This is a genomic window from Salmonella sp. SAL03688, assembly GCF_046551895.1.
Lineage (GTDB): Bacteria > Pseudomonadota > Gammaproteobacteria > Enterobacterales > Enterobacteriaceae > Salmonella > Salmonella enterica.
Genome location: NZ_JBGDVI010000003.1, coordinates 191,867 through 213,810, shown reverse-complemented (window position 1 = coordinate 213,810; position 21,944 = coordinate 191,867). Strand labels below are relative to the sequence as shown.

Sequence of the window (21,944 nt, the reverse complement as noted above, 5' to 3'; positions counted from 1 at the left end):
TCGGTGATTGGCGCAGCCTGGTAGCGCACTTCGTTCGGGACGAAGGGGTCGGAGGTTCGAATCCTCTATCACCGACCAAATTCAGAAACCCTGCTCAATGAGCAGGGTTTTTTTGTATCTGAAGTCTGACGAGGATGAGAACCTCCGGAGGGCAAGAGGTTCGACCCGAGCGAAGCGAGAAAATGTTGCGTCAGCAACGGCCCGCAGGGCGAGCCATCCTCTATCACCGGCAGGTTGACGCTCGCACCACCAGTTTAGGCATGATCCCGTCGCTGTGGCTGACCTTCTTGCCCGCCAGCAAATCAAATAATAGCGTGATTGCCTGTCGCGCCACCTCATCAAGATGCATATTCACTGCCGTCAGCGGCGGCAGCGATTCGCGCGCGCGGATACCATCATAGCGGGTGACCACGCGCATCCGCTCCGGGATAGCTACTGCTTGTTCCTGGAAAGCCCGTACCGCGCCGCTGGCAAAGGTATCGATCAGCACCAGCACGCCGTCAACGTCGGGATGCGCCTGTAATAGCTGCTGCGCGGCCTGGTAGCCGGCATTTTCACCCTCGCTTTCATTGAGAGAGTAGACGACGGGGGCCTGGCGCCCCGCGCACCAGCGCTGGTAAGCCGCTTCGCTCTCCAGAACTGATGTTCGCCGTGTGTTACCGACAAATAACGCACATTTGCTGGCGCCGGAGGCCTCCAGATGCGTTAGCAGAAGCTGTGCTGTTGCCGCCGAGTGCAGCTCAACCCACGGCACAGGCGTGTCGGTGCCCGGCGTGCGGCCAATGGTGACGCAGGGAATGCCCGCTTGCGCCAGCGCCTGGAGCTGCGGGTCGTTCTCCGCCGGCTCAATCAGGATCGCTGCGTCAAAGCTGACGGCATCCAGTGGATTTGCCCCCGGCGGCACCAGAATCAGCGCATGCTGTTTTTCCAGCGCCATCATCGCGGACGTTAACGCCACCTCCATCATAAATCCCAGTCGTGACGCGCCGGAGGCAATCGCCAGCGGCACCGAAGAGAGCAAGGCAATGGTATTGGTTTTGCCGGTTCGTAACTGGCGGGCGCGAATATTCGGCGTGTAGTTGAGCGCAACAATGGCCTCTTCAATACGCCGTCGCGTCTGCGGCTCGACAAAGCGGGTGTTGTGCAATGCATTGGATACCGTCCCTGGCGATACGCCTGCATGGCGGGCAACATCAATCAACTTTGCGCGTTTTTTATTTTGAACAGCCATCTGCTTCCTGACCTGCGAAAATTTGCGCACAGGGTAGCATATTTACCAGACGGTAACGTTTGCTTTTTTTCAGTGAGGATCGTAAAAAACTCTTCATTAAAACGTTTTAATGGGGTATTTTGGCGCAAATTTATTCCTCAGGAGGCGATGTGGCACACTTAACTCAGGATTCGACTTTCACCCTTGGACGCCGTCTGGCGGGCCTTATCTACGCTGATAAGGCGAAGAGCTTTGGCGGCTATACGCTTTTTGCGCCGCAAACCGCCGAAGGGCGGGTTTACCTGGTGGACGAGCAGGGCGAAGTCGCGCATCAGTGGCAGCTTCCGGTTCGCGCCGGGCGTGATGCGGTGCTGCTGCCGAACGGTAATCTGGGTTATAACGGCAGCCACCGCACTTCAGCGAACCTCTATCCGGCGTGGGATCTCTGGCACGGCGGCGACTTCTACGAAGTGACGCCGGATAACGAAATCGTCTGGCATTACGAAGATATTTACCATCACCATGATGCGCAATGGTTGGCGAACGGTAATCTGCTGTATACCGCCGCGTCGCCGTTACCTGCCGATATCGCCGCCCGTGTTACCGGCGGCGACCCGCGCCGCGATGCGCCGGACGGCATCATTCAGAGCGACGTCGTCAAAGAGGTCAATCGCGACGGTGAAGTGGTCTGGGAATGGCGCGCCTGGGAGCATTTGAATCCGGAAGATTTCCCGATTCATGATATTTTCGACCGCCGCCACTGGCCGATGATTAACGGCCTGTCCGTCACCCGTGATGGCCTGGTACTGATGAGCCTGCGTACCACTTCCGGCGTCATTGCCGTGGATAAAGAGAGCGGGAAGGTTATCTGGCATGCAGGGCCGGAAGTCGTAGCGCAGCAGCACACGCCGGTTGAGATGGAGAACGGGTCGATTCTGGTTTTCGATAACGGCAACCTGCGTCCCGGCGTCACCTCGCCGCATTCCACGGTGCTGGAGTTCGATCCGCAGACCAAAGCGATTACCTGGCAGTATCGCGATATCTTCCCGCCGGCGTTTTTCTCGCCGTATATGGGGAGCGCGCAGCGGTTGGCGAACGGAAACACCTTTATCTGTGAATCGGCGTTTGGCCGCCTGTTTGAAGTCACCCCGGAAGGCGAAACGGTATGGGAATATATCATTCCGTTCTTTAATGAATATCCGGAGCACCTCAGTAAAGGCATTATTCCTGGAAAACAGAACAGCGCCTTCCGTGCGCATCGCTATGCCGCTGATGCCATTAGTTGGTTGAAATAATACAGACCGCCAGCCCGCGCTGGCGGTTATTTTTTTGATGTTTTATGGGAGTTAATCATGCCGCAACCTGGCCTTACTACGCCGGATAACGATGCATTACCCTGGCAAACCACCTTACTTTTGGCGCTTCAGCATGTGCTGGTCGTTGCCGCCACCCCCATTACCTCCGTCTTTCTGATCGCCAAAGCGCTCCACTTTACCGATACGGTGACCGCCTCGGTACTTAGCGCGACCTTTCTGATGTGCGGTCTGGGCGCTATTTTGCAAAGCCTGGGTGTGAAAGGGGTGGGCGCGCGTTTGCCGTTTATTATGGTACCGGGGGGCGCGCCGATTGCGATTTTCGTTGCGATCGCTTTACAGACCAATATCCAGACCGCGATTGGCGCCGTAATTCTGACCTCGCTGTTCTACTTTATCGCGTTGCCGATTTTCCGCCGCTGCCTGCACCATTTTCCCCCCTTTATCATTGGCATCATGCTGCTAATGGTGTCGATTAACCTTATTCGCCTGTACGGCGGGTTGATCATTGGCCAGCCAGGGAGCGCCGACTTCGCTCATCCAACCAGTATCATTTTATCGCTGGGAACTATCCTGATAACGCTGATTTTCGCGCTGGCGTTTAGCGGTATTTTGCGCCAGCTGGCGGTGATGTTCGGCCTTTTAGCGGGAACGCTGCTGGGAATGGCGCTGGGCAGCACCGATTTTAGCGGTGTTAGTCACGGGCCGCTGTTTAGTTTCCCACAGCTTTTGCCGTTCGGCTGGCCGATTTTTGATCTCTCCGCCTCGCTGCCGTTACTGATTTACGCGGTCATCTCTATGGCTGAAGCAACCGGGCAAACGATTGCGACCGCGGAAATAGTCAATTCCACGCAAAATGTGCAGCAGGCGATTCCACGCACCATTCGTGGTGATGCGGTAATGTCGCTGCTGGGGGGGATTTTTGGCACCTCCTTAATTATCACCTCCGGCGAAAATATTGGGGTGGTACGCACCACTAATGTGAAATCGCGTTTCGTGACTGCGGCTGCCGGAGGATTGTTAATCCTGATTGCCATATTCGCGCCGCTGGTACGTCTGGCGACCTGTCTGCCAGGTTCGGTGGTGTGCGGTACGGCGGTGATTGTCTTCAGCATTATCGGGGTTATCGGCATTGATATGATTGCGCGTGAGCCACTGCATACGCCGGGCAAAACCTACGCGCTGGCAATGGGGCTGGCGATGGGCATGCTGCCTATTCTGGTGCCGGGTCTTTATCAAAATTTCCCTTCAGGCGTGCAGATGGTGTTTGGTAACGGCATGGCGGCGGGGACGTTGACGGCGATTCTGGTGAACTCGTTGTTTAACTGGAGCGAAAAGCGCACGCAGGCCAGGGTCAAAAGTTAGTTTTTGTGATCGCGGTAGGCCGCACGACGGCCTACTTATTTACAATTTTGTGACATATTCGATGGTGTTTTTCAATGTCCGTATAACTCTTTTTTGCACACGGCTTATGGATAACCTCAGCATTTTCGCCTGTGCGTTTTAGCGTTAGTGGTATTAATCGCTCAGATAATCAACATATCGAAAGAAATTTTTCAATTAATGTCTAATTGTTAATCACTAACTGTTGCAAAATATTAAGTGAATAACTCTGCCTTTCTGCCCATAGCACAAATTTCCCTGCTGAAAATACCCTTCTGAACTTTTTTTAATCTTTGTTTGTTAATTCTCACCGTTGTTGTAAAAGCTGGTTACCTGTATTGACGTTTTGACATTCTATTGACAGATTGTAGGGAATGAGGGGCATTTTATGGAGAATCCGCACTGCAACTCAGTCGATTATGCGAACGGAATCCCCACCTCTCACTACTGACCTGACCAGGTAAAAAACAAAAAAGGCCGGGCGGTAAAAGCCTTTGCAAAGGGCAAAACAACATACATCACAATTGGAGCAGAAGAATGAGTATTTCCTTGAAGAAGTCAGGGATGCTGAAGCTTGGTTTGAGCCTGGTGGCCATGACCGTTGCAGCAAGCGTGCAGGCCAAAACCCTGGTTTATTGTTCAGAAGGCTCGCCGGAAGGCTTTAACCCACAGCTCTTTACGTCTGGCACCACCTATGATGCCAGCTCCGTACCTATCTATAACCGTCTGGTTGAATTCAAAACCGGCACCACGGAAGTGATCCCGGGTCTTGCTGAGAAGTGGGATATCAGCGAAGACGGTAAAACCTATACGTTCCACCTACGTAAAGGGGTGAAATGGCAATCCAGCAAGGATTTCAAACCCACGCGCGAGCTGAACGCCGATGATGTCGTGTTCTCTTTTGACCGGCAGAAAAACGAGCAGAACCCGTACCATAAAGTGTCTGGCGGCAGCTATGAATACTTTGAAGGCATGGGGCTGCCGGATCTGATTAGCGAAGTGAAGAAGGTAGACGATCACACGGTGCAGTTTGTGCTGACGCGTCCGGAAGCGCCGTTCCTTGCCGATTTAGCCATGGACTTCGCCTCTATTCTTTCCAAAGAATATGCTGACAACATGCTGAAAGCCGGTACGCCGGAAAAAGTGGATCTGAACCCGGTCGGCACTGGCCCGTTCCAACTGGTGCAATATCAGAAAGACTCCCGCATTCTCTACAAAGCCTTTGACGGCTACTGGGGCACGAAGCCGCAGATCGACCGCCTGGTCTTCTCCATCACGCCTGACGCCTCTGTGCGTTACGCCAAACTGCAGAAGAACGAATGTCAGGTGATGCCGTATCCGAACCCGGCGGATATTGCGCGCATGAAAGAAGATAAAAACATCAACCTGATGGAGCAGGCTGGCCTGAACGTGGGTTATCTCTCCTATAACGTGCAGAAAAAACCGCTGGATGATGTCAAAGTTCGCCAGGCGTTGACCTATGCCGTGAATAAAGAGGCCATCATCAAAGCCGTTTATCAGGGCGCGGGCGTTGCGGCGAAAAACCTGATCCCGCCGACAATGTGGGGCTACAACGACGATATTAAAGACTACGGCTACGATCCGGAAAAAGCGAAGGCGCTGCTGAAAGAAGCCGGTCTGGAAAAAGGCTTCACCATCGATCTGTGGGCGATGCCGGTACAGCGTCCCTATAACCCGAATGCGCGTCGTATGGCGGAAATGATCCAGGCGGACTGGGCGAAGATTGGCGTTCAGGCCAAAATTGTCACCTATGAATGGGGCGAATACCTCAAGCGCGCTAAAGATGGCGAGCACCAGACGGTGATGATGGGCTGGACCGGCGATAATGGCGATCCGGATAACTTCTTCGCCACGCTGTTCAGCTGCGATGCCGCCCAGCAAGGCTCCAACTATTCAAAATGGTGTTATAAGCCGTTTGAAGACCTGATTCAGCCTGCGCGTGCGACCGACGACCATAACAAGCGTATTGAGCTCTATAAACAGGCCCAGGTTGTGATGCATGACCAGGCGCCAGCGCTAATCATCGCTCACTCCACGGTTTATGAGCCAGTGCGTAAAGAAGTTAAAGGCTATGTGGTTGATCCATTAGGCAAACATCACTTCGAAAACGTCTCTGTCGAATAATTAAAAGAGCGCTGCGCCCCGGTGTTGTGTAGGCCGGATAAGCGCAGCGCCATCCGGCGTAATGCTTTATCCGCGATGCAGTTTGCGTGGGATAAGATTTGTGAGCAATACAGACTCACGGTTCCAGGCCGTGCGTCATGAGAGAGAATTCGGGTTATGTTGCAGTTCATTCTCCGACGTTTGGGACTCGTTATCCCGACGTTTATCGGTATTACCCTTCTCACCTTTGCCTTTGTCCACATGATCCCCGGCGATCCGGTGATGATCATGGCGGGTGAGCGAGGTATTTCCCCTGAGCGTCATGCTCAACTGCTGGCTGAACTCGGTCTTGATAAACCGATGTGGCAGCAGTACCTCCATTATATCTGGGGGGTGATGCATGGCGATTTAGGCATCTCGCTGAAAAGCCGAATCCCTGTATGGGACGAGTTCGTACCTCGCTTTAAAGCGACGCTGGAACTTGGCGTCTGCGCCATGATTTTTGCCGTCGCCGTGGGGATTCCGGTGGGCGTGCTGGCCGCAGTGAAGCGCGGTTCTATCTTCGATCACACTGCTGTTGGCCTGGCGCTGACCGGTTACTCTATGCCTATCTTCTGGTGGGGCATGATGCTGATCATGCTGGTCTCCGTCCACTGGAACCTGACGCCGGTTTCCGGGCGCGTGAGCGATATGGTGTTCCTTGATGATACCAATCCGTTGACGGGCTTTATGCTGATCGACACCGCTATCTGGGGCGAAGAGGGTAACTTTATTGATGCGCTGGCGCATATGATCCTGCCTGCGATGGTGCTCGGCACAATCCCGCTGGCCGTCATTGTGCGTATGACCCGTTCGTCGATGCTGGAAGTGCTGGGGGAGGATTACATCCGTACCGCACGCGCCAAAGGGTTGACCAGGATGCGCGTCATTATCGTTCATGCTCTGCGTAACGCCATGCTGCCAGTCGTCACCGTGATCGGCCTGCAGGTGGGTACGCTGCTGGCGGGCGCGATTCTGACAGAAACTATCTTCTCGTGGCCCGGTCTGGGGCGCTGGCTGATCGATGCGCTGCAACGCCGCGATTATCCGGTAGTGCAGGGCGGCGTGTTACTGGTAGCGACGATGATTATTCTCGTCAACCTGCTGGTAGACCTGCTGTACGGCGTGGTGAACCCGCGTATTCGGCATAAGAAGTAAGGGGCCATCATGTCACAGGTTACTGAAAATAATGTTAATGCCGCACCGGCGCCCATGACGCCATTGCGGGAGTTCTGGCACTATTTTAAACGCAATAAAGGCGCGGTCGTCGGGCTGGCGTATGTTCTCATCGTGATCCTGATTGCGGTGTTTGCCAACTTTATTGCGCCGTACAACCCGGCAGAGCAGTTCCGCGATGCGCTGCTGGCGCCGCCGGTCTGGCAGGAAGGCGGCAGTTGGGCGCATATTCTGGGAACGGATGATGTTGGTCGCGATGTCCTCTCGCGCCTGATGTATGGCGCGCGTTTGTCACTGCTGGTCGGCTGTCTGGTGGTCGTCCTGTCGCTGGTAATGGGGATTATTCTCGGCCTGGTCGCGGGCTACTTCGGCGGTCTGGTCGATAACATCATCATGCGCGTGGTCGATATTATGCTGGCCCTGCCGAGCCTGCTGCTGGCGCTGGTGCTGGTGGCGATCTTCGGCCCCTCCATCGGCAACGCTGCGCTGGCGTTGACGTTTGTGGCGCTGCCGCACTATGTCCGCTTAACCCGCGCGGCGGTTCTGGTAGAGGTGAACCGCGATTATGTGACTGCCTCCCGCGTGGCGGGCGCAGGCGCGATGCGTCAGATGTTCGTCAATATTTTCCCGAACTGCCTTGCGCCGCTGATCGTTCAGGCATCGCTCGGTTTCTCTAACGCCATTCTCGATATGGCCGCCCTCGGCTTTCTTGGCATGGGCGCACAGCCGCCAACGCCGGAGTGGGGCACCATGCTCTCTGACGTATTGCAGTTCGCGCAAAGCGCCTGGTGGGTCGTGACCTTCCCGGGGCTGGCGATTCTGCTGACGGTACTGGCATTTAACCTGATGGGTGACGGTCTGCGTGACGCGCTCGATCCCAAACTGAAGCAGTAAGAGGTTCGAGATGGCGTTATTAAATGTAGATCAATTATCGGTGCACTTCGGCGACGAAGGGACACCGTTCAAAGCCGTCGACCGCATTAGCTACAGCGTGAAGCAGGGTGAGGTGGTCGGTATTGTCGGCGAGTCTGGTTCCGGCAAATCCGTCAGCTCGCTGGCGATTATGGGGCTTATCGATTACCCAGGCCGCGTGATGGCGGAAAACCTGCTCTTTAACGGACAGGATCTGAAGCGCATTTCCGAGAAGGAACGTCGCAACCTGGTGGGCGCTGAAGTGGCGATGATTTTCCAGGACCCGATGACCAGCCTCAATCCTTGCTATACCGTTGGCTTTCAGATTATGGAAGCCATCAAGGTACATCAGGGCGGGAACAAGAAAACCCGTCGTCAGCGAGCGATTGACCTGTTGAACCAGGTGGGCATTCCCGATCCGGCCTCTCGTCTGGATGTCTATCCGCACCAGCTTTCTGGCGGCATGAGTCAGCGCGTGATGATTGCGATGGCAATAGCCTGTCGACCAAAGCTGTTAATTGCTGATGAACCAACCACGGCGCTGGATGTGACCATTCAGGCGCAAATTATTGAGCTGCTGCTGGAGTTGCAGCAAAAAGAGAACATGGCGCTGGTGCTGATTACCCATGACCTGGCGCTGGTGGCGGAAGCGGCGCACAAAATCATCGTCATGTACGCCGGGCAGGTCGTCGAAACCGGCGCTGCGCAGGATATTTTCCGCGCGCCGCGTCATCCCTACACGCAGGCACTGCTACGCGCGTTACCAGAGTTTGCTCAGGACAAAGCGCGTCTGGCGTCGCTGCCGGGTGTGGTGCCGGGGAAATATGACCGACCGACGGGTTGTCTGCTTAACCCGCGCTGCCCCTACGCCACGGACAGATGTCGTGCGGAAGAACCTGCTCTCAACCAACTGGACGATGGACGTCAGTCAAAATGTCATTACCCACTCGATGATGCCGGGAGGCCCACACTATGAGTACGCATGAGGCCACCTTGCAACAGCCGCTGTTGCGGGCTATCGACCTGAAAAAACACTATCCGGTGAAGAAGGGGATCTTTTCTCCGGAACGGCTGGTAAAAGCGCTGGATGGCGTGTCGTTTAATCTCGAACGCGGTAAAACGCTGGCCGTAGTGGGGGAGTCCGGTTGTGGAAAATCCACACTGGGTCGCCTGCTGACGATGATTGAAACGCCAACCGGCGGCGAGCTTTATTACCAGGGGCAGGATCTGCTCAAACACGATCCGCACGCGCAGAAACTGCGGCGGCAGAAAATTCAGATTGTGTTTCAGAACCCCTACGGTTCCCTGAACCCACGCAAGAAAGTGGGGCAAATTCTGGAAGAGCCGTTGCTGATCAATACCAGCCTGAGTAAAGCGCAGCGTCGTGAAAAAGCGCTGGCGATGATGGCGAAGGTGGGGCTGAAAACCGAGCACTACGACCGCTATCCGCATATGTTCTCCGGCGGCCAGCGTCAGCGTATCGCTATCGCCCGCGGTCTGATGCTTGATCCGGACGTAGTGATTGCCGACGAACCGGTCTCCGCGCTCGACGTGTCGGTGCGCGCCCAGGTGCTGAACCTGATGATGGATTTGCAACAGGATATGGGGCTGTCTTATGTCTTTATCTCGCACGACCTGTCGGTGGTGGAACACATCGCCGATGAAGTGATGGTCATGTACTTAGGCCGCTGCGTGGAGAAAGGGACCAAAGAGCAGATTTTTAACAATCCACGTCATCCCTATACCCAGGCGTTGCTCTCCGCCACGCCGCGGCTGAATCCGGACGATCGCCGTGAGCGGATTAAGCTGACCGGCGAGTTGCCGAGCCCGCTGAACCCGCCGCCGGGCTGCGCCTTCAACGCCCGCTGCCGCCGTCGCTTCGGACCCTGCACGCAGTTACAGCCGCAGCTTAAAGAGTACGACGGCCAGTTGGTGGCCTGCTTTGCCGTCGATCAGGATGAAAACCCGCAGAAACCGCTGAGTTAATTGCGTTTTATGCCGGATGGCGGCTGCGCCTTATCAAGCCTACACCGTACCTGTAGGCCTGGTAAGCGTAGCGCCACCGGGCATGGCTCTCCGGTACGACTTATTCAATCAATTTTAATAACGGCGACAGGCACAACAATATTCCATATAACAGAATAAGCCAGGTTTTCAGGCCGCGTAATTTTTCCAGTTGCGCTACTTTATAAATCAGGAAAAAGGGAATAATACACGCGACAATGCCATAAAGCGGACTGCCTAACTGGAAAAAGACCAATACTGAGACGCGAAACGAAACCCAAATAACCAGAGTCACCACGATAAAGACACAGATTCCAGATGTCAGTAACAGTGGGTTGACGTTTTTGACATCCATAATACGACTCAATACATTCAGTACAATACCTTTAAGCGCTTCGTGAAAACCTAAATAAATACCAAAGAACGCGGTAAGTACGGCAAAAATATTGAGGATGGTAGAGGTAATGTGGATGATATGGCCAGGGATTACCTGAGCTGCCAGCGCAAGGGCGGAAATATTCTGCTCGAACGCTGATACCGCCTCTTCATGGCTAATCGAAAAGGTAAACGAGAACGAGAAAAAGAGAATAATGGCAATCAGCGTAATATAGCTAATGCGATGCGTGCGAATCGCCATCCGGGTGGCCAGCACACGGTCAGGTTCGCGCTTACGATAGGCGATGTTCATTGGGTTTAGCACCTGAATGAAGACCGCAGAAAAGAAGCAAAATGGGATAGTGAGCAGTACGTCGCGAAAGAAAACCGATGCGGCGGGAAAGGCGGAAATATTATCAAGATTCCAGTGTGGGATCATCGCGAAACCGAATATCAGAATGATCCCGACTTTTACCACCACCATCGGGCCGGAAATTTTAAATAATAACTTTTCCCCGCCGGAGGCAATCGCCACCAGCACGGCGAAAATCGCGACTTTATAGATAATAGACTGCGAAAGATCGACCTCAGTAAGGCCGAAGGTTTTGATATAGGAGGCGCTATCAAACACCACCGACAGGGAATAAATAAACACCCCGTGGATAATCATAAGAAAATAGATTACACCGAGAAAAATGCCCCAGTTTTTGCCAAGATAGTGACTGATAATATCCGTATAATCGTCACAGGTTTCGCTTTCAGATAACGTTTTTAGATAAATATCCTGCACAATATAGGTAGCGGGATAGGCGATGATAAAAGCGGTAATAAATACCCAGATCCCCTTGAGACCGATTTGCACTGGCATTAAGACGGTACCGGCGCCGATCGCCATACCGATACACAAGAGCACCCAGCCAAAATCATATTTTGTAAACGGTAATCTCGTTGAAAGCGATGTGGTCGTAGCGTTACTGTTATTTAATGGTAATGTGTCGTCCTGCATAGAGCCCCCTGCCCAAAATATACGCAGCTCTCTCATAAAGAATGCTGCCTATAACCAGGCTATAGTGCCTTGATACCCGATGCGGCAAACCGGTGACAGCGGTTCGCCGAGCAATCGTCAGAATGCTGCTTTTCTGCTGGCGCGTTCAAGGTCATGAATAATATCGTCGGGATCTTCAGGTCCCGCTGAAAGACGGATAAGTTCGTCGGTAATACCTGCTTTTAGCCATTCCTCTGGCGCAACAGGCGAATATGTCATAGACGCAGGATGCTGAACGAGGGTTTCGGTATCACCGGGACTGGCCGCGAGGAGGCATAATTTACAGAATTGAGCGGCTGACTGCCAGCCTCAGAAATGCTGAATGTATTCTGGCAAATAAAAGTAATCGTCTGCGAAGCGTCACGCAGATTGCACGTTAGCGCCGTGCCGGGACGGGGATTTTGCCGTAATATCAGCAGCAAGCCGGGTTTACCCGGTGAGGCGCAATGTTGCGGGGGCTTGATCCCCGGCGGCATAGGTTGCTGGATAGAGAAAACCCCCGCACGTTGACTGGTATAAACCTGGCAACCTGACGGGGGCTAACTTGAACCTCAACACATCAAGGATAGCCGCGAACGGTTGCCATTGCAACAAGGCGGCTATATGACGCTTACGCAGTTGGGCGTGGCCTTCTGGCACGATCTGGCGGCACCGATCATTGCTGGCATTATCGCCAGTGTGATCGTCAACTGGCTACGTGACAGGAAGTAACGCGTTTTGAGCGTTTGTCCGCCGTAATGGCAACATGCGCCCGAACCAGGCCGCAGGGGAAACCTTGCGGCCTTTTTCGGTTTACTGCGGGTAAGGCACCCAGTCGCCGCCATTCAGACGAACGTAGGGCTTACCCTGGTACTGAATCACCACCGCATTAGCGTTTTCTGAAACCGGCGCGGTTTGCGGCAGATTGCTGGTCAGCTTGTTCCAGTTCACACTGTCTTCGGTAAAGAGCTTACCGTCCACGGCGCGTACGACCAGCTCGGAAATCGCCAGGTAGCTGCTCGGCTGATTAATATCAATCGGCGCGCCCTCATGCGGGGCTTTCATGCCAAAAAATTTCACGCCCGCCGGGACGTTGGTGATGGAGGGGCTGGGAATATCGCGCAGGCCTGAGATCTGCATTCTGTCGCCCTTCAGCGCGCCGCCGTGCTCCGGTACGACGACCACCATCACCTTACGCCCGGATTTCTCCAGTTCGGTAAAGAAGGCGTCCAGTTCATCGAACAGTTTCTGCGCGCGGATTTTATAATCCGCCGTTTTGCTGACGCCGGGGAAATGGTTGCCATCGTGCAGCGGCAGCAGGTTAAAGAAAGTCGCGGAGCGGGAATTGGCTTCACGTTCTTCCCCTGCCAACCAGCGGTTCAGGACCGCCAAATCGTCATATACCGGCGAGCCGTCGAATGACAGCAGGGCGGTTGGCAGGCCGGACAGGTTCATCAGTTCGCTCTGCATACCGCCGTTTTCGCGAACTTCTTTCAGGAAGCCGCCAAATTCACCGTTATGATCCATCATCAGATGCTGAGTAAAGCCCAGTTTCGCCAGATTATCAAACAGATAACATTCGTTATCGGCTGGTTGATAAAGTCGGGTATGCGATGGTTGACCACAGCTGGCGCGCAGCAGACGAATGGCCGCCGGGCCGCTGTAAGACGTGCCGGAATTAAAGTGTTTAAACAAAATGTCAAAGTGCGACCATAGCGGATGTGACATCAAGCCTGCCGCTTCGACATCCGACCAGGAGAGCGAACAAATATTGATGACCAATAGGTCGAACGGCTGCGCATCAGGCGGAAGCTGCGCCGGGAACGTCGTTTTCCGCTTTTCTTCCGCGGCATAGAAGGTGTTCAACCAGGCGTTCAGATTCGCGGTCGTCGGCGGCGCGGTTTGCGCAGGCATATCGCCGATGACCGGCTTATCGCCCGCTGTCGCGACGGTAGCGGCCGCATTACCGCCAGTCGTCGTCACCGTATCGGTTGGCTGGCCTGCCGGCCACAGCGTAAAAACCGGGCCGGTTAATGTCAGGACATTCAGCCATACCATGATGGCGACCACAAACACCGTGACCCGAATCCACTGTGATAAAAAAAGCCAGGCAACCAGCAGTACGAAGATGGCGCCGATCATTTGCCAGTTAATAAAACGGGCGATCAGATCGAGCAGATAACCGGAGCTGAATTCCGCCACCTGCGTCCCCTGGCTCATAATGCTTTGCGGGCCGGGCAGCCAGGTATCATGCCAGAACAGCGCGAAGCCGACGGGAATGGCAATCCAGTGGCGCAACCGGTGAAGGCGATACTTTGGTATTGGCATGAGCAGAAACGCCATGAATACCAAATTCAGTAAAGGATGAAAATTCAGATAGCCTGCCCACAGCAGGCCAAACTTGACCAGAAAATAGAAGTTCCAGCCGGAAAGACCGCGCCAGTACTGCCAGAGCGGAGAAGGCATTGAAGGAGTTTGAGTATGCTGAGTCATTTTTTGTCTGCCTTGACTTTCGTAGCGCGGCGCAGAGTTCCGGCTGGTTTTACATAACGAGGTTTGGCAAATAGCAGCCGGGTTGTATCACTGATACGGCGTAGCGAATGACGCGCCAGATACCCCAGCGGAAAGAAAATCAGCGCGCAAAAAAGAATAATTTGCACGATATCGCTGATGGTCATCATGATGCACGCTCCGCGGTGTCGTCGAGCAATCGCAGGGGTTCAGGAATACGACGCCAGATGCGGCCATCGTGTTCGGCATTTATTACCGGGTCGGCGCGTTTTGCCAGCGGTAGCGGCGTTCCCCACAGTTCCGGCGACAATAAGCGCATCTGCACCAGCTCGGCGCTGATTTGTTTATCTTCGAACCAGACCATACGATTAGAGAAAATATCGCCCGTCGGCAAAGGGAAAATATGGTTTAACGCGGTATCCAGATCGTTGACCCGGCAGAATGATAAAAACAGCACCAGGCGGTTGCCGCCGATGGTCATAATATCGCCGGTTCGGTTTGGCCGACATAATGTTAACGCCTGCTCAACCCGAATGCCCGGCACCGGGCGCAGCGCGACCAGAACGCCTTTCCCGTCGGCGGGGAGCAGGGTGTTGCTCATCATCGTATGGATGGCATCGCAGAAGGTATCCCACGGCTGAAAACCGCGCAGTTTCAACGGCTGCGTCATCGACAGTAGCGTGGTGATGTCTTCCGGTACGTAACGGCTGAACTGCTGCCCCTGCACGCTTTCAATAAGCGTCAGGCAGCGTGAAAGCGGGGCGTTCCAGGGAATGATCATATTCGCGCCGCAGCCCAGCAGCAGGCGCTCATCGGTGGCGCGCAAACTGGCGATATTTTCGCGCACGACAATTTTCAGCGCGCTTCCCCGTTGGCGCCGCAAAGTATGAATGCGACGAGCAAGCGGCTCGATTTGGTTGTTCTGTGTAAGCGAAAAAATAATTGTCGCGGCCTGCGCCGTGCGCGCGTCGTTGAATAGCGCTTCGTTATTGTCGAAAAGCGTCCAGTGTTCCGAGAGCGGCGGCGCGCCTTCAAGGACGGCGACGTGGCTAAGAATGCGTTTTTCGTCGCTACGCGGCTGAATTGCCGTCTCCTCCTGATGGGATAGCGTCCAGCGTTCGTCCTGCTGACACAGCAATAACTGCTGTCGGGCGCTGACGCCTTTTTCGTTACACCAGAAGGCAATATCGAACAAATGTTGGTCGCCCTGAAAACGTAAACTGGCGAGGCCGAAAAGTGAGCGATACTCGCCCATCAGCAACGAGGACTGTTTATCGCTATTATTACAAGGGTTAATAACCAACAATGAACAGTGATGAAAACGAGTCCATTTATTCATTTTTTCCAGCCATTTATGCAGGCTTTTTGACGTTATATTCCGCCACGTGTTATTTGCACAAATAAGAATGAAAAAGTAATGCGTCGGGTTAACAGAACAAAGCAAATCGTGGGGCAAAGAGTATAGCCCTTTTTCTGAATCCGGCATGGTAAATAAGCGGATTTTCTCCGGACCGTGAGATTCATCTAATTTGATTACTTTGCCAGGATCGCCTTCCATGCCGATGACGGCGACATTTGCATTCTCCGTTTGTGACGCAATCGTTTGATTCACCAGGCTGATGGCATCTTGCTGGCGATCGGCGTTAACCCACCAGACGCCGCCGGTTGGCATATGGCGCAGTTCATCCCATAATGATGAGATGCCGAGAGAAAATACGGGGTCCACAGTGTCCCTCATGTCACTATTTTAACTGTTTATCAGTTTACTAGCGAAAGCACAGAAATAAACCTAACATTGAAATTAAAACGCATCAGATTTAGCATGTGAATCAATTTGTCCGGCAGGATGCCCTGTAACTCTGCGCTTTGCATTTTTACACATTATAAATGATGTCACGGAAAGATGAAAAATGCGCGTTCTCCCGTATTGACGACGGGGCGTAATGCTGCCAGTGAGAAATATTTAAAAAGGAGCAACCAGAATGTATAACAATGAACCTGGCGCTCAGTCCGATCCAACGTTGGGCTACACTTTTCAAAATGATTTTCTGGCATTAAGCCAGGCGTTTTCACTACCCGAAATAGATTATACCGATATTTCCCAACGCGAACAGTTGGCGGCGGCGATTAAAAGATGGCCACTCCTGGCTGAATTTGCGCAACCACATTCATTAAGGAAGCCATGAATGGCGATTCTGGGACTGCAGGGCGTGCGCGGCGGGGTGGGAACCACATCTCTCACCGCAGCACTCGCCTGGGCGTTACAAATCTTAGGGGAAAATGTCCTGGTGATTGACGCCAGCCCCGATAACCTGCTGCGCATGTCGTTTAACGTCGACTTCGTCCATCAGGGCGGTTGGGCGCGATCGTTGCTGGACGGCCAGGACTGGCGCGATGCCGGATTACGTTATACCTCGCAGCTTGATCTACTGCCGTTTGGACAGCTCACCGCGCAAGAGCGGGAAAATCTGCAGGCCTGGCAGGAGACGCTGGGAGAGATCGGATCGGCTATCCAGGCGCTGAAAGCGAGCGGGCGTTATAGCTGGATTTTACTGGACTTGCCCTACGGCGCGTCACCGCTGACAGGGCAGCTGGTGAGCCTCTGCGACCATACGCTGGCGATAGCCCAGGTTGACGCTAACTGCCATATTCGCCTTCATCAGCAGGCGTTGCCTGCCGGGGCGCATATTCTGATCAATGACTTACGCATCGGCAGCCAGTTACAGGACGATCTGTACCAGGTCTGGCTGCAAAGCCAGCGCCGGTTGCTGCCTATTGTGATCCATCGCGATGAGGCGATGGCGGAGTGCATGGCGTCGAAACAGCCGTTAGGCGAATATCGCAGCGATTCGTTAGCCGCCGAAGAGGTGTTAACGCTGGCGAACTGGTGCCTGCTGCATGATGCGGGCGACAAAACGTCCGCCGGGAGCCCGCGATGAGCGCCCTTTCCCGGTGGCTGCTTATCCCGCCGGTTAGCGCGCGTTTGAGCGAGCGCTATCAGGGTTACCGCCGCCACGGCGCGTCGCCGTTTAGCGCAGCGCTCGGCTGCCTGTGGATGATTCTGGCGTGGATAGTGTTTCCGCTTGAGCATCCGCGCTGGCAGCGTATTCGCGACGGGCATAAAGCGCTTTACCCGCATATTAACGCCGCCCGCCCGCGCCCGCTGGACCCGGCCCGCTACCTCATTCAGACCCTCTGGCTGGTGATGATCTCGTCGACTAAAGAACGTCATGAACCGCGCTGGCGGTCATTTGCGCGCCTGAAGGACGTTCGTGGACGTTACCATCAATGGATGGATACCTTACCGGAACGGGTGCGTCAAAAGACAACGCATCTGGAAAAGGAAAAAGAGCTGGGACATCTTAGCAACGGCGCCCGGCGTTTTATTCTGGGCGTTATCGTGACCTTTTCACTGATACTGGCGCTGATCTGTATTACGCAGCCATTTAACCCGCTATCGCAATTTATCTTTCTGCTGTTGCTGTGGGGCGTTGCGCTGTTGGTACGACGTATGCCGGGACGCTTTTCCGCGCTGATGCTCATCGTGCTGTCGCTAACGGTCTCCTGTCGTTATATCTGGTGGCGCTATACCTCGACGCTAAATTGGGACGACCCGGTCAGTCTGGTGTGCGGGCTGATTCTGCTGTTTGCGGAAACCTACGCCTGGATTGTGCTGGTGCTGGGGTACTTCCAGGTGGTGTGGCCGTTAAATCGTCAACCGGTGCCGTTGCCGAAAGAGATGTCGCAGTGGCCGACGGTGGATATTTTTGTACCGACCTATAACGAAGACCTTAATGTGGTCAAAAATACCATTTACGCTTCGCTTGGCATTGACTGGCCGAAGGACAAGCTGAATATCTGGATCCTTGATGACGGCGGGCGCGAATCATTTCGTCAGTTTGCCCGACATGTTGGCGTGCATTACATTGCCCGCGCCACGCATGAACACGCCAAAGCCGGCAACATCAACAATGCGCTAAAACACGCGAAAGGCGAGTTTGTGGCGATCTTCGATTGCGACCATGTGCCGACACGCTCGTTTCTGCAAATGACAATGGGCTGGTTCCTGAAAGAAAAACAGCTGGCGATGATGCAGACGCCGCATCATTTCTTCTCCCCGGACCCGTTTGAGCGCAACCTGGGACGTTTTCGTAAAACGCCTAACGAAGGCACGCTGTTTTACGGACTGGTGCAGGACGGTAACGATATGTGGGACGCCACTTTCTTTTGCGGATCGTGCGCGGTGATTCGCCGTAAGCCGCTGGATGAGATTGGCGGTATCGCCGTTGAGACGGTGACGGAAGATGCGCATACTTCGCTCCGGCTGCACCGGCGAGGTTATACCTCAGCGTATATGCGCATTCCGCAGGCGGCGGGGCTGGCGACGGAAAGCCTGTCGGCGCATATCGGGCAGCGTATTCGTTGGGCGCGGGGCATGGTGCAAATTTTCCGCCTCGATAACCCTCTGTTTGGTAAAGGCTTAAAACTGGCGCAGCGGCTGTGCTACCTCAACGCGATGTTCCATTTCTTGTCCGGCATTCCGCGTCTGATCTTTCTGACCGCGCCGCTGGCTTTTCTGCTGCTGCACGCCTATATCATTTATGCGCCTGCGTTGATGATTGCGCTATTTGTGATACCGCACATGGTCCACGCCAGCCTGACTAACTCGAAGATTCAGGGCAAGTATCGTCACTCTTTCTGGAGTGAAATCTATGAAACGGTACTGGCATGGTATATCGCACCGCCGACTCTGGTCGCGTTGATCAATCCGCACAAAGGGAAATTTAACGTCACGGCGAAAGGCGGGCTGGTGGAAGAGAAGTACGTCGACTGGGTAATCTCGCGTCCGTATATCTTCCTTGTCTTGCTTAACCTGCTCGGCGTGGCGGCGGGCGTATGGCGATACTATTACGGGCCGGAAAATGAAACGCTGACCGTCATCGTTAGCCTGGTGTGGGTCTTCTACAACCTGGTCATTCTCGGCGGCGCGGTTGCGGTTTCGGTAGAGAGTAAACAGGTCAGGCGCGCGCATCGGGTCGAGATTGCCATGCCGGGGGCCATCGCCCGCGAAGATGGACATTTGTTCTCCTGTACCGTACATGACTTCTCCGACGGCGGGTTAGGCATCAAGATCAACGGTCAGGCGCAGGTGCTGGAAGGGCAGAAAGTGAATCTGTTGCTTAAACGCGGGCAGCAGGAATATGTCTTTCCAACGCAGGTGGTGCGCGTAACGGGCAATGAGGTCGGGCTACAACTGATGCCGCTCACCACCAAACAACATATTGATTTTGTGCAGTGTACCTTCGCGCGCGCCGATACGTGGGCGCTTTGGCAAGATAGCTTCCCGGAAGATAAACCGCTGGAAAGCTTGCTGGATATTCTGAAGCTGGGCTTCCGCGGATATCGCCACCTCGCGGAATTCGCGCCGCCTTCAGTAAAAGTAATTTTCCGATCGTTGACGGCGTTAATTGCCTGGATTGTATCGTTTATTCCGCGTCGCCCGGAGCGGCAAGCGGCGATACAGCCGTCGGATCGGGTTATGGCTCAGGCTCAACAATGATGATAATGCGATGAAAAGAAAATTGTCCTGGATTTGTGCGGCGGTAATAGGATTAAGCGCGTTTCCTGCTTTCATGACGGCGGCGGCGCCTGCTACGCCGCCATTGATAAATGCTGAACCCACCGAGCCTGCGCCGTCGCCCGCAACTGAGGCGCCCGTCGTGGCGCAAACCGCGCCTTCGCGCGAGGTCAAGCTGACCTTTGCGCAAATCGCGCCGCCGCCGGGCAGTATGGCGCTGCGTGGCGTTAACCCTAACGGCGGCATTGAATTTGGTATGCGCAGCGATGAAGTGGCGTCGAAAGCGGTGCTGAATCTGGAATATACGCCCTCGCCGTCGCTCCTGCCGGTTCAGTCGCAGCTCAAGGTTTATCTCAATGATGAACTGATGGGCGTACTGCCGGTGACAAAAGAGCAGTTGGGGAAAAAGACGCTGGCGCAGGTACCTATCAATCCGCTATTTATCACCGACTTTAACCGGGTGCGGCTGGAGTTTGTCGGCCACTATCGCGACGTGTGTGAAAACCCGGCCAGCAGTACTCTGTGGTTAGACATCGGGCGAAATAGCGCCCTGGATCTGACCTATAACATGCTGGCGGTGAATAACGATCTGTCCCACTTCCCGGTGCCGTTTTTCGATCCGCGGGATAACCGTCCGGTGACGTTGCCGATAGTGTTTGCTGACATGCCGGATCTGGCGCAGCAGCAGGCGGCTTCTATTGTCGCGTCCTGGTTTGGCTCGCGGGCGGGCTGGCGCGGTCAGCGCTTCCCGGTGTTGTATAATCACCTGCCGGATCGCAATGCCATCGTGTTCGCCACCAACGATCGACGCCCCGATTTCCTGCGCGATCATCCTGCGGTTAACGCGCCGGTTATCGAGATGATGAGCCATCCGGATAATCCGTATGTGAAGTTGCTGGTCGTGTTTGGCCGTGATGATAAAGACCTGTTGCAGGCGGCAAAAGGTATCGCGCAAGGGAATATTCTCTTCCGCGGTTCCAGCGTGGTGGTCAACGATGTAAAACCGCTGCTGGCGCGCAAACCGTATGATGCGCCGAACTGGGTGCGTACCGATCGCCCGGTCACTTTTGGCGAGCTGAAAACCTATGAAGAGCAGCTCCAGTCGAGTGGGCTGGAGCCGGCGCCCATCAACGTTTCTTTGAATCTGCCGCCGGACCTCTATTTGCTGCGTAGCAACGGTATTGATATGGATCTCAACTACCGTTATACCTCGCCGCCGACCAAAGACAGTTCACGGCTGGACATCAGTCTGAATAACCAGTTCCTGCAAGCCTTTAGCCTCAACAGCACGCAGGAAACTAATCGACTCCTGTTGCGCCTGCCGGTACTTCAGGGACTGCTGGATGGTAAAACGGATGTGTCTATTCCAGCGCTCAAACTGGGGGCGATGAACCAACTACGTTTTGACTTCCGCTACATGAATCCGATGCCGGGCGGGTCGGTGGACAACTGTATTACCTTCCAGCCGGTACCGAATCATGTGGTGATAGGGGATGACTCCACTATCGATTTTTCGAAATATTACCACTTTATCGCGATGCCGGATTTACGCGCGTTCGCCAATGCGGGTTTCCCGTTCAGCCGAATGGCCGACCTGTCTGACACGCTGGCGGTGATGCCGAAGACCCCAACCGAAGCGCAAATGGAAACGCTGCTGAATACGGTCGGCGCCATTGGCGGGCAGACCGGTTTCCCGGCAATTAATCTGACCATCACCGATGATAGCGCTCAGATAGCCGACAAAGACGCCGATCTGCTGATTATTGGCGCTATTCCGGGCAAGCTAAAAGACGATAAGCGTATCGATCTGTTGGTGCAGGCGACACAAAGCTGGGTAAAAACCCCGATGCGGCAGACCGCTTTCCCGTCGATTATGCCGGATGAGGCCGATCGCGCGGCGGATGCGCAGTCCACCGTCACCGCCAGCGGCCCAATGGCGGCGGTGGTGGGCTTCCAGTCGCCGTTTAATGATCAGCGCAGCGTGATTGCTCTGCTGGCTGACAGCCCGCGCGGTTACCAGCTACTGAACGACGCTGTGAACGACAGCGGTAAACGCGCCGCGATGTTTGGTTCCGTGGCGGTGATCCGCGAGTCCGGCGTTCACAGTCTGCGCGTTGGCGATATCTATTACGTCGGACATCTGCCGTGGTTTGAGCGGCTGTGGTATGCGCTGGCGAATCACCCGGTGCTGCTGGCGGTACTGGCGGCCCTCAGTGTGGTATTACTGGCGTGGGTATTGTGGCGTCTGCTACGTATTCTCAGTCGCCGTCGTCTCGACCCTGACCATGAGTAACG

The 21,944-nt window shown here is 54.6% G+C and carries 17 protein-coding genes, 1 tRNA gene, 1 other RNA gene and 1 pseudogene; 14 read left to right on the top strand and 6 right to left on the bottom strand.

Annotated elements, in window-relative coordinates; genetic code table 11:
- The first annotated feature begins 1 nt into the window (after window position 1).
- Window positions 2–78: transfer RNA gene (locus tag ACLJR2_RS04440), tRNA-Pro, on the top strand.
- A 35-nt stretch (window positions 79–113) separates the two neighbouring features.
- A non-coding RNA gene (locus ACLJR2_RS04435) (RtT sRNA) lies at window positions 114–233 on the top strand.
- On the opposite strand, the gene ACLJR2_RS04430 is transcribed toward ACLJR2_RS04435, so the two are convergent.
- The gene (locus ACLJR2_RS04430) at window positions 224–1,231 is read right to left on the bottom strand and encodes a substrate-binding domain-containing protein (protein ID WP_000290701.1); all 1,008 of its coding nucleotides are present in this window, start codon (window positions 1,229–1,231) and stop codon (window positions 224–226) included. The two genes, ACLJR2_RS04435 and ACLJR2_RS04430, sit on opposite strands and share 10 nt — an antisense overlap.
- Before the next feature lie 149 nt (window positions 1,232–1,380).
- On the opposite strand from ACLJR2_RS04430, the gene ACLJR2_RS04425 reads away from it, so the two are divergent.
- The 7 genes from ACLJR2_RS04425 to dppF all read left to right on the top strand — a co-directional run bounded on the left by ACLJR2_RS04425 (window position 1,381) and on the right by dppF (window position 10,143).
- The gene (locus ACLJR2_RS04425) at window positions 1,381–2,505 is read left to right on the top strand and encodes an aryl-sulfate sulfotransferase (RefSeq protein ID WP_000940803.1); all 1,125 of its coding nucleotides are present in this window, start codon (window positions 1,381–1,383) and stop codon (window positions 2,503–2,505) included.
- Window positions 2,506–2,562: 57 nt separating this feature from the next.
- Window positions 2,563–3,888, top strand: coding sequence for a uracil-xanthine permease family protein (locus tag ACLJR2_RS04420; RefSeq protein WP_001136080.1), 1,326 nt, complete (start codon window positions 2,563–2,565; stop codon window positions 3,886–3,888).
- A 555-nt stretch (window positions 3,889–4,443) separates the two neighbouring features.
- Window positions 4,444–6,051 (top strand): dipeptide ABC transporter periplasmic-binding protein DppA, encoded by a 1,608-nt coding sequence (dppA, locus tag ACLJR2_RS04415; RefSeq protein WP_000028047.1) that lies wholly within the window; start codon window positions 4,444–4,446, stop codon window positions 6,049–6,051.
- A 156-nt stretch (window positions 6,052–6,207) separates the two neighbouring features.
- Window positions 6,208–7,227: a dipeptide ABC transporter permease DppB gene (gene dppB / locus ACLJR2_RS04410; protein WP_000938843.1), complete on the top strand. Its 1,020-nt coding sequence runs from the start codon at window positions 6,208–6,210 to the stop codon at window positions 7,225–7,227.
- A gap of 9 nt (window positions 7,228–7,236) precedes the next feature.
- Window positions 7,237–8,139, top strand: coding sequence for a dipeptide ABC transporter permease DppC (gene dppC / locus ACLJR2_RS04405; protein ID WP_000084690.1), 903 nt, complete (start codon window positions 7,237–7,239; stop codon window positions 8,137–8,139).
- Window positions 8,140–8,149: 10 nt separating this feature from the next.
- Window positions 8,150–9,133 carry a dipeptide ABC transporter ATP-binding protein gene (gene dppD / locus ACLJR2_RS04400; RefSeq protein WP_001196509.1) on the top strand — a complete coding sequence of 328 codons (984 nt, stop codon included), beginning with the start codon at window positions 8,150–8,152 and terminating at the stop codon, window positions 9,131–9,133.
- Window positions 9,130–10,143: a dipeptide ABC transporter ATP-binding subunit DppF gene (dppF, locus tag ACLJR2_RS04395; protein ID WP_000103561.1), complete on the top strand. Its 1,014-nt coding sequence runs from the start codon at window positions 9,130–9,132 to the stop codon at window positions 10,141–10,143. The genes dppD and dppF overlap by 4 nt, the downstream gene beginning before the upstream one ends.
- A 100-nt stretch (window positions 10,144–10,243) precedes the next feature.
- On the opposite strand, the gene ACLJR2_RS04390 is transcribed toward dppF, so the two are convergent.
- Together ACLJR2_RS04390 and ACLJR2_RS04385 are read right to left on the bottom strand one after the other, a co-directional pair.
- The gene (locus ACLJR2_RS04390) at window positions 10,244–11,542 is read right to left on the bottom strand and encodes an aromatic amino acid transport family protein (RefSeq protein ID WP_001150184.1); all 1,299 of its coding nucleotides are present in this window, start codon (window positions 11,540–11,542) and stop codon (window positions 10,244–10,246) included.
- 117 nt (window positions 11,543–11,659) lie between these two features.
- A pseudogene (locus tag ACLJR2_RS04385) lies at window positions 11,660–11,812 on the bottom strand (PLP-dependent transferase); the annotation flags it as partial.
- 372 nt (window positions 11,813–12,184) lie between these two features.
- On the opposite strand from ACLJR2_RS04385, the gene ACLJR2_RS04380 reads away from it, so the two are divergent.
- The gene (locus tag ACLJR2_RS04380) at window positions 12,185–12,292 is read left to right on the top strand and encodes a type I toxin-antitoxin system toxin Ldr family protein (RefSeq protein ID WP_001537650.1); all 108 of its coding nucleotides are present in this window, start codon (window positions 12,185–12,187) and stop codon (window positions 12,290–12,292) included.
- Between the two features lie 81 nt (window positions 12,293–12,373).
- Here ACLJR2_RS04380 and bcsG read toward each other — a convergent pair whose 3' ends face one another.
- From bcsG to bcsE, 3 genes are read right to left on the bottom strand one after another with little or no spacing between them, the layout of a single operon-like run.
- On the bottom strand, window positions 12,374–14,053 hold the full coding sequence (bcsG, locus tag ACLJR2_RS04375) for a cellulose biosynthesis protein BcsG (protein WP_001533877.1): 1,680 nt from the start codon (window positions 14,051–14,053) through the stop codon (window positions 12,374–12,376).
- Entirely contained in the window at window positions 14,050–14,241 is a 192-nt protein-coding gene (gene bcsF / locus ACLJR2_RS04370) for a cellulose biosynthesis protein BcsF (RefSeq protein ID WP_000988321.1), read from the bottom strand. Before bcsF ends, bcsG begins: the two co-directional genes overlap by 4 nt.
- Window positions 14,238–15,809, bottom strand: a complete 1,572-nt coding sequence (gene bcsE / locus ACLJR2_RS04365) for a cellulose biosynthesis c-di-GMP-binding protein BcsE (protein ID WP_001205775.1) — start codon at window positions 15,807–15,809, stop codon at window positions 14,238–14,240. Before bcsE ends, bcsF begins: the two co-directional genes overlap by 4 nt.
- Window positions 15,810–16,053: 244 nt before the next feature.
- Here bcsE and bcsR point away from each other — a divergent pair, with 244 nt between their 5' ends.
- The 4 genes from bcsR to bcsB are packed head-to-tail and all read left to right on the top strand — an operon-like array spanning window position 16,054 to window position 21,942.
- Window positions 16,054–16,257, top strand: a complete 204-nt coding sequence (gene bcsR / locus ACLJR2_RS04360; RefSeq protein WP_000282616.1) for a cellulose biosynthesis protein BcsR — start codon at window positions 16,054–16,056, stop codon at window positions 16,255–16,257.
- A complete protein-coding gene (gene bcsQ / locus ACLJR2_RS04355; protein ID WP_000996113.1) occupies window positions 16,258–17,010 on the top strand; it encodes a cellulose biosynthesis protein BcsQ in 753 nt (250 codons plus the stop codon).
- On the top strand, window positions 17,007–19,631 hold the full coding sequence (gene bcsA, locus ACLJR2_RS04350; protein WP_001275331.1) for a UDP-forming cellulose synthase catalytic subunit: 2,625 nt from the start codon (window positions 17,007–17,009) through the stop codon (window positions 19,629–19,631). Before bcsQ ends, bcsA begins: the two co-directional genes overlap by 4 nt.
- A 10-nt stretch (window positions 19,632–19,641) precedes the next feature.
- Complete coding sequence (gene bcsB, locus ACLJR2_RS04345) at window positions 19,642–21,942, top strand: cellulose biosynthesis cyclic di-GMP-binding regulatory protein BcsB (RefSeq protein WP_000823796.1); 2,301 nt, start codon at window positions 19,642–19,644, stop codon at window positions 21,940–21,942.
- The last annotated feature ends 2 nt before the right edge of the window (window positions 21,943–21,944 follow it).

What these genes read in the sequence shown, in the direction of transcription:
- ACLJR2_RS04430 (WP_000290701.1), bottom strand. Translation starts at nt 1,231, where the DNA reads ATGGCTGTTCAAAATAAAAAACGCGCAAAGTTGATTGATGTTGCCCGC.
- dppC (WP_000084690.1), top strand. Translation starts at nt 7,237, where the DNA reads ATGTCACAGGTTACTGAAAATAATGTTAATGCCGCACCGGCGCCCATG.
- dppB (WP_000938843.1), top strand. Translation starts at nt 6,208, where the DNA reads ATGTTGCAGTTCATTCTCCGACGTTTGGGACTCGTTATCCCGACGTTT.
- ACLJR2_RS04380 (WP_001537650.1), top strand. Translation starts at nt 12,185, where the DNA reads ATGACGCTTACGCAGTTGGGCGTGGCCTTCTGGCACGATCTGGCGGCA.
- bcsA (WP_001275331.1), top strand. Translation starts at nt 17,007, where the DNA reads ATGAGCGCCCTTTCCCGGTGGCTGCTTATCCCGCCGGTTAGCGCGCGT.
- bcsE (WP_001205775.1), bottom strand. Translation starts at nt 15,809, where the DNA reads ATGAGGGACACTGTGGACCCCGTATTTTCTCTCGGCATCTCATCATTA.
- dppD (WP_001196509.1), top strand. Translation starts at nt 8,150, where the DNA reads ATGGCGTTATTAAATGTAGATCAATTATCGGTGCACTTCGGCGACGAA.
- ACLJR2_RS04420 (WP_001136080.1), top strand. Translation starts at nt 2,563, where the DNA reads ATGCCGCAACCTGGCCTTACTACGCCGGATAACGATGCATTACCCTGG.
- bcsQ (WP_000996113.1), top strand. Translation starts at nt 16,258, where the DNA reads ATGGCGATTCTGGGACTGCAGGGCGTGCGCGGCGGGGTGGGAACCACA.
- dppF (WP_000103561.1), top strand. Translation starts at nt 9,130, where the DNA reads ATGAGTACGCATGAGGCCACCTTGCAACAGCCGCTGTTGCGGGCTATC.
- dppA (WP_000028047.1), top strand. Translation starts at nt 4,444, where the DNA reads ATGAGTATTTCCTTGAAGAAGTCAGGGATGCTGAAGCTTGGTTTGAGC.
- ACLJR2_RS04390 (WP_001150184.1), bottom strand. Translation starts at nt 11,542, where the DNA reads ATGCAGGACGACACATTACCATTAAATAACAGTAACGCTACGACCACA.
- bcsG (WP_001533877.1), bottom strand. Translation starts at nt 14,053, where the DNA reads ATGACTCAGCATACTCAAACTCCTTCAATGCCTTCTCCGCTCTGGCAG.
- bcsB (WP_000823796.1), top strand. Translation starts at nt 19,642, where the DNA reads ATGAAAAGAAAATTGTCCTGGATTTGTGCGGCGGTAATAGGATTAAGC.
- bcsR (WP_000282616.1), top strand. Translation starts at nt 16,054, where the DNA reads ATGTATAACAATGAACCTGGCGCTCAGTCCGATCCAACGTTGGGCTAC.
- bcsF (WP_000988321.1), bottom strand. Translation starts at nt 14,241, where the DNA reads ATGATGACCATCAGCGATATCGTGCAAATTATTCTTTTTTGCGCGCTG.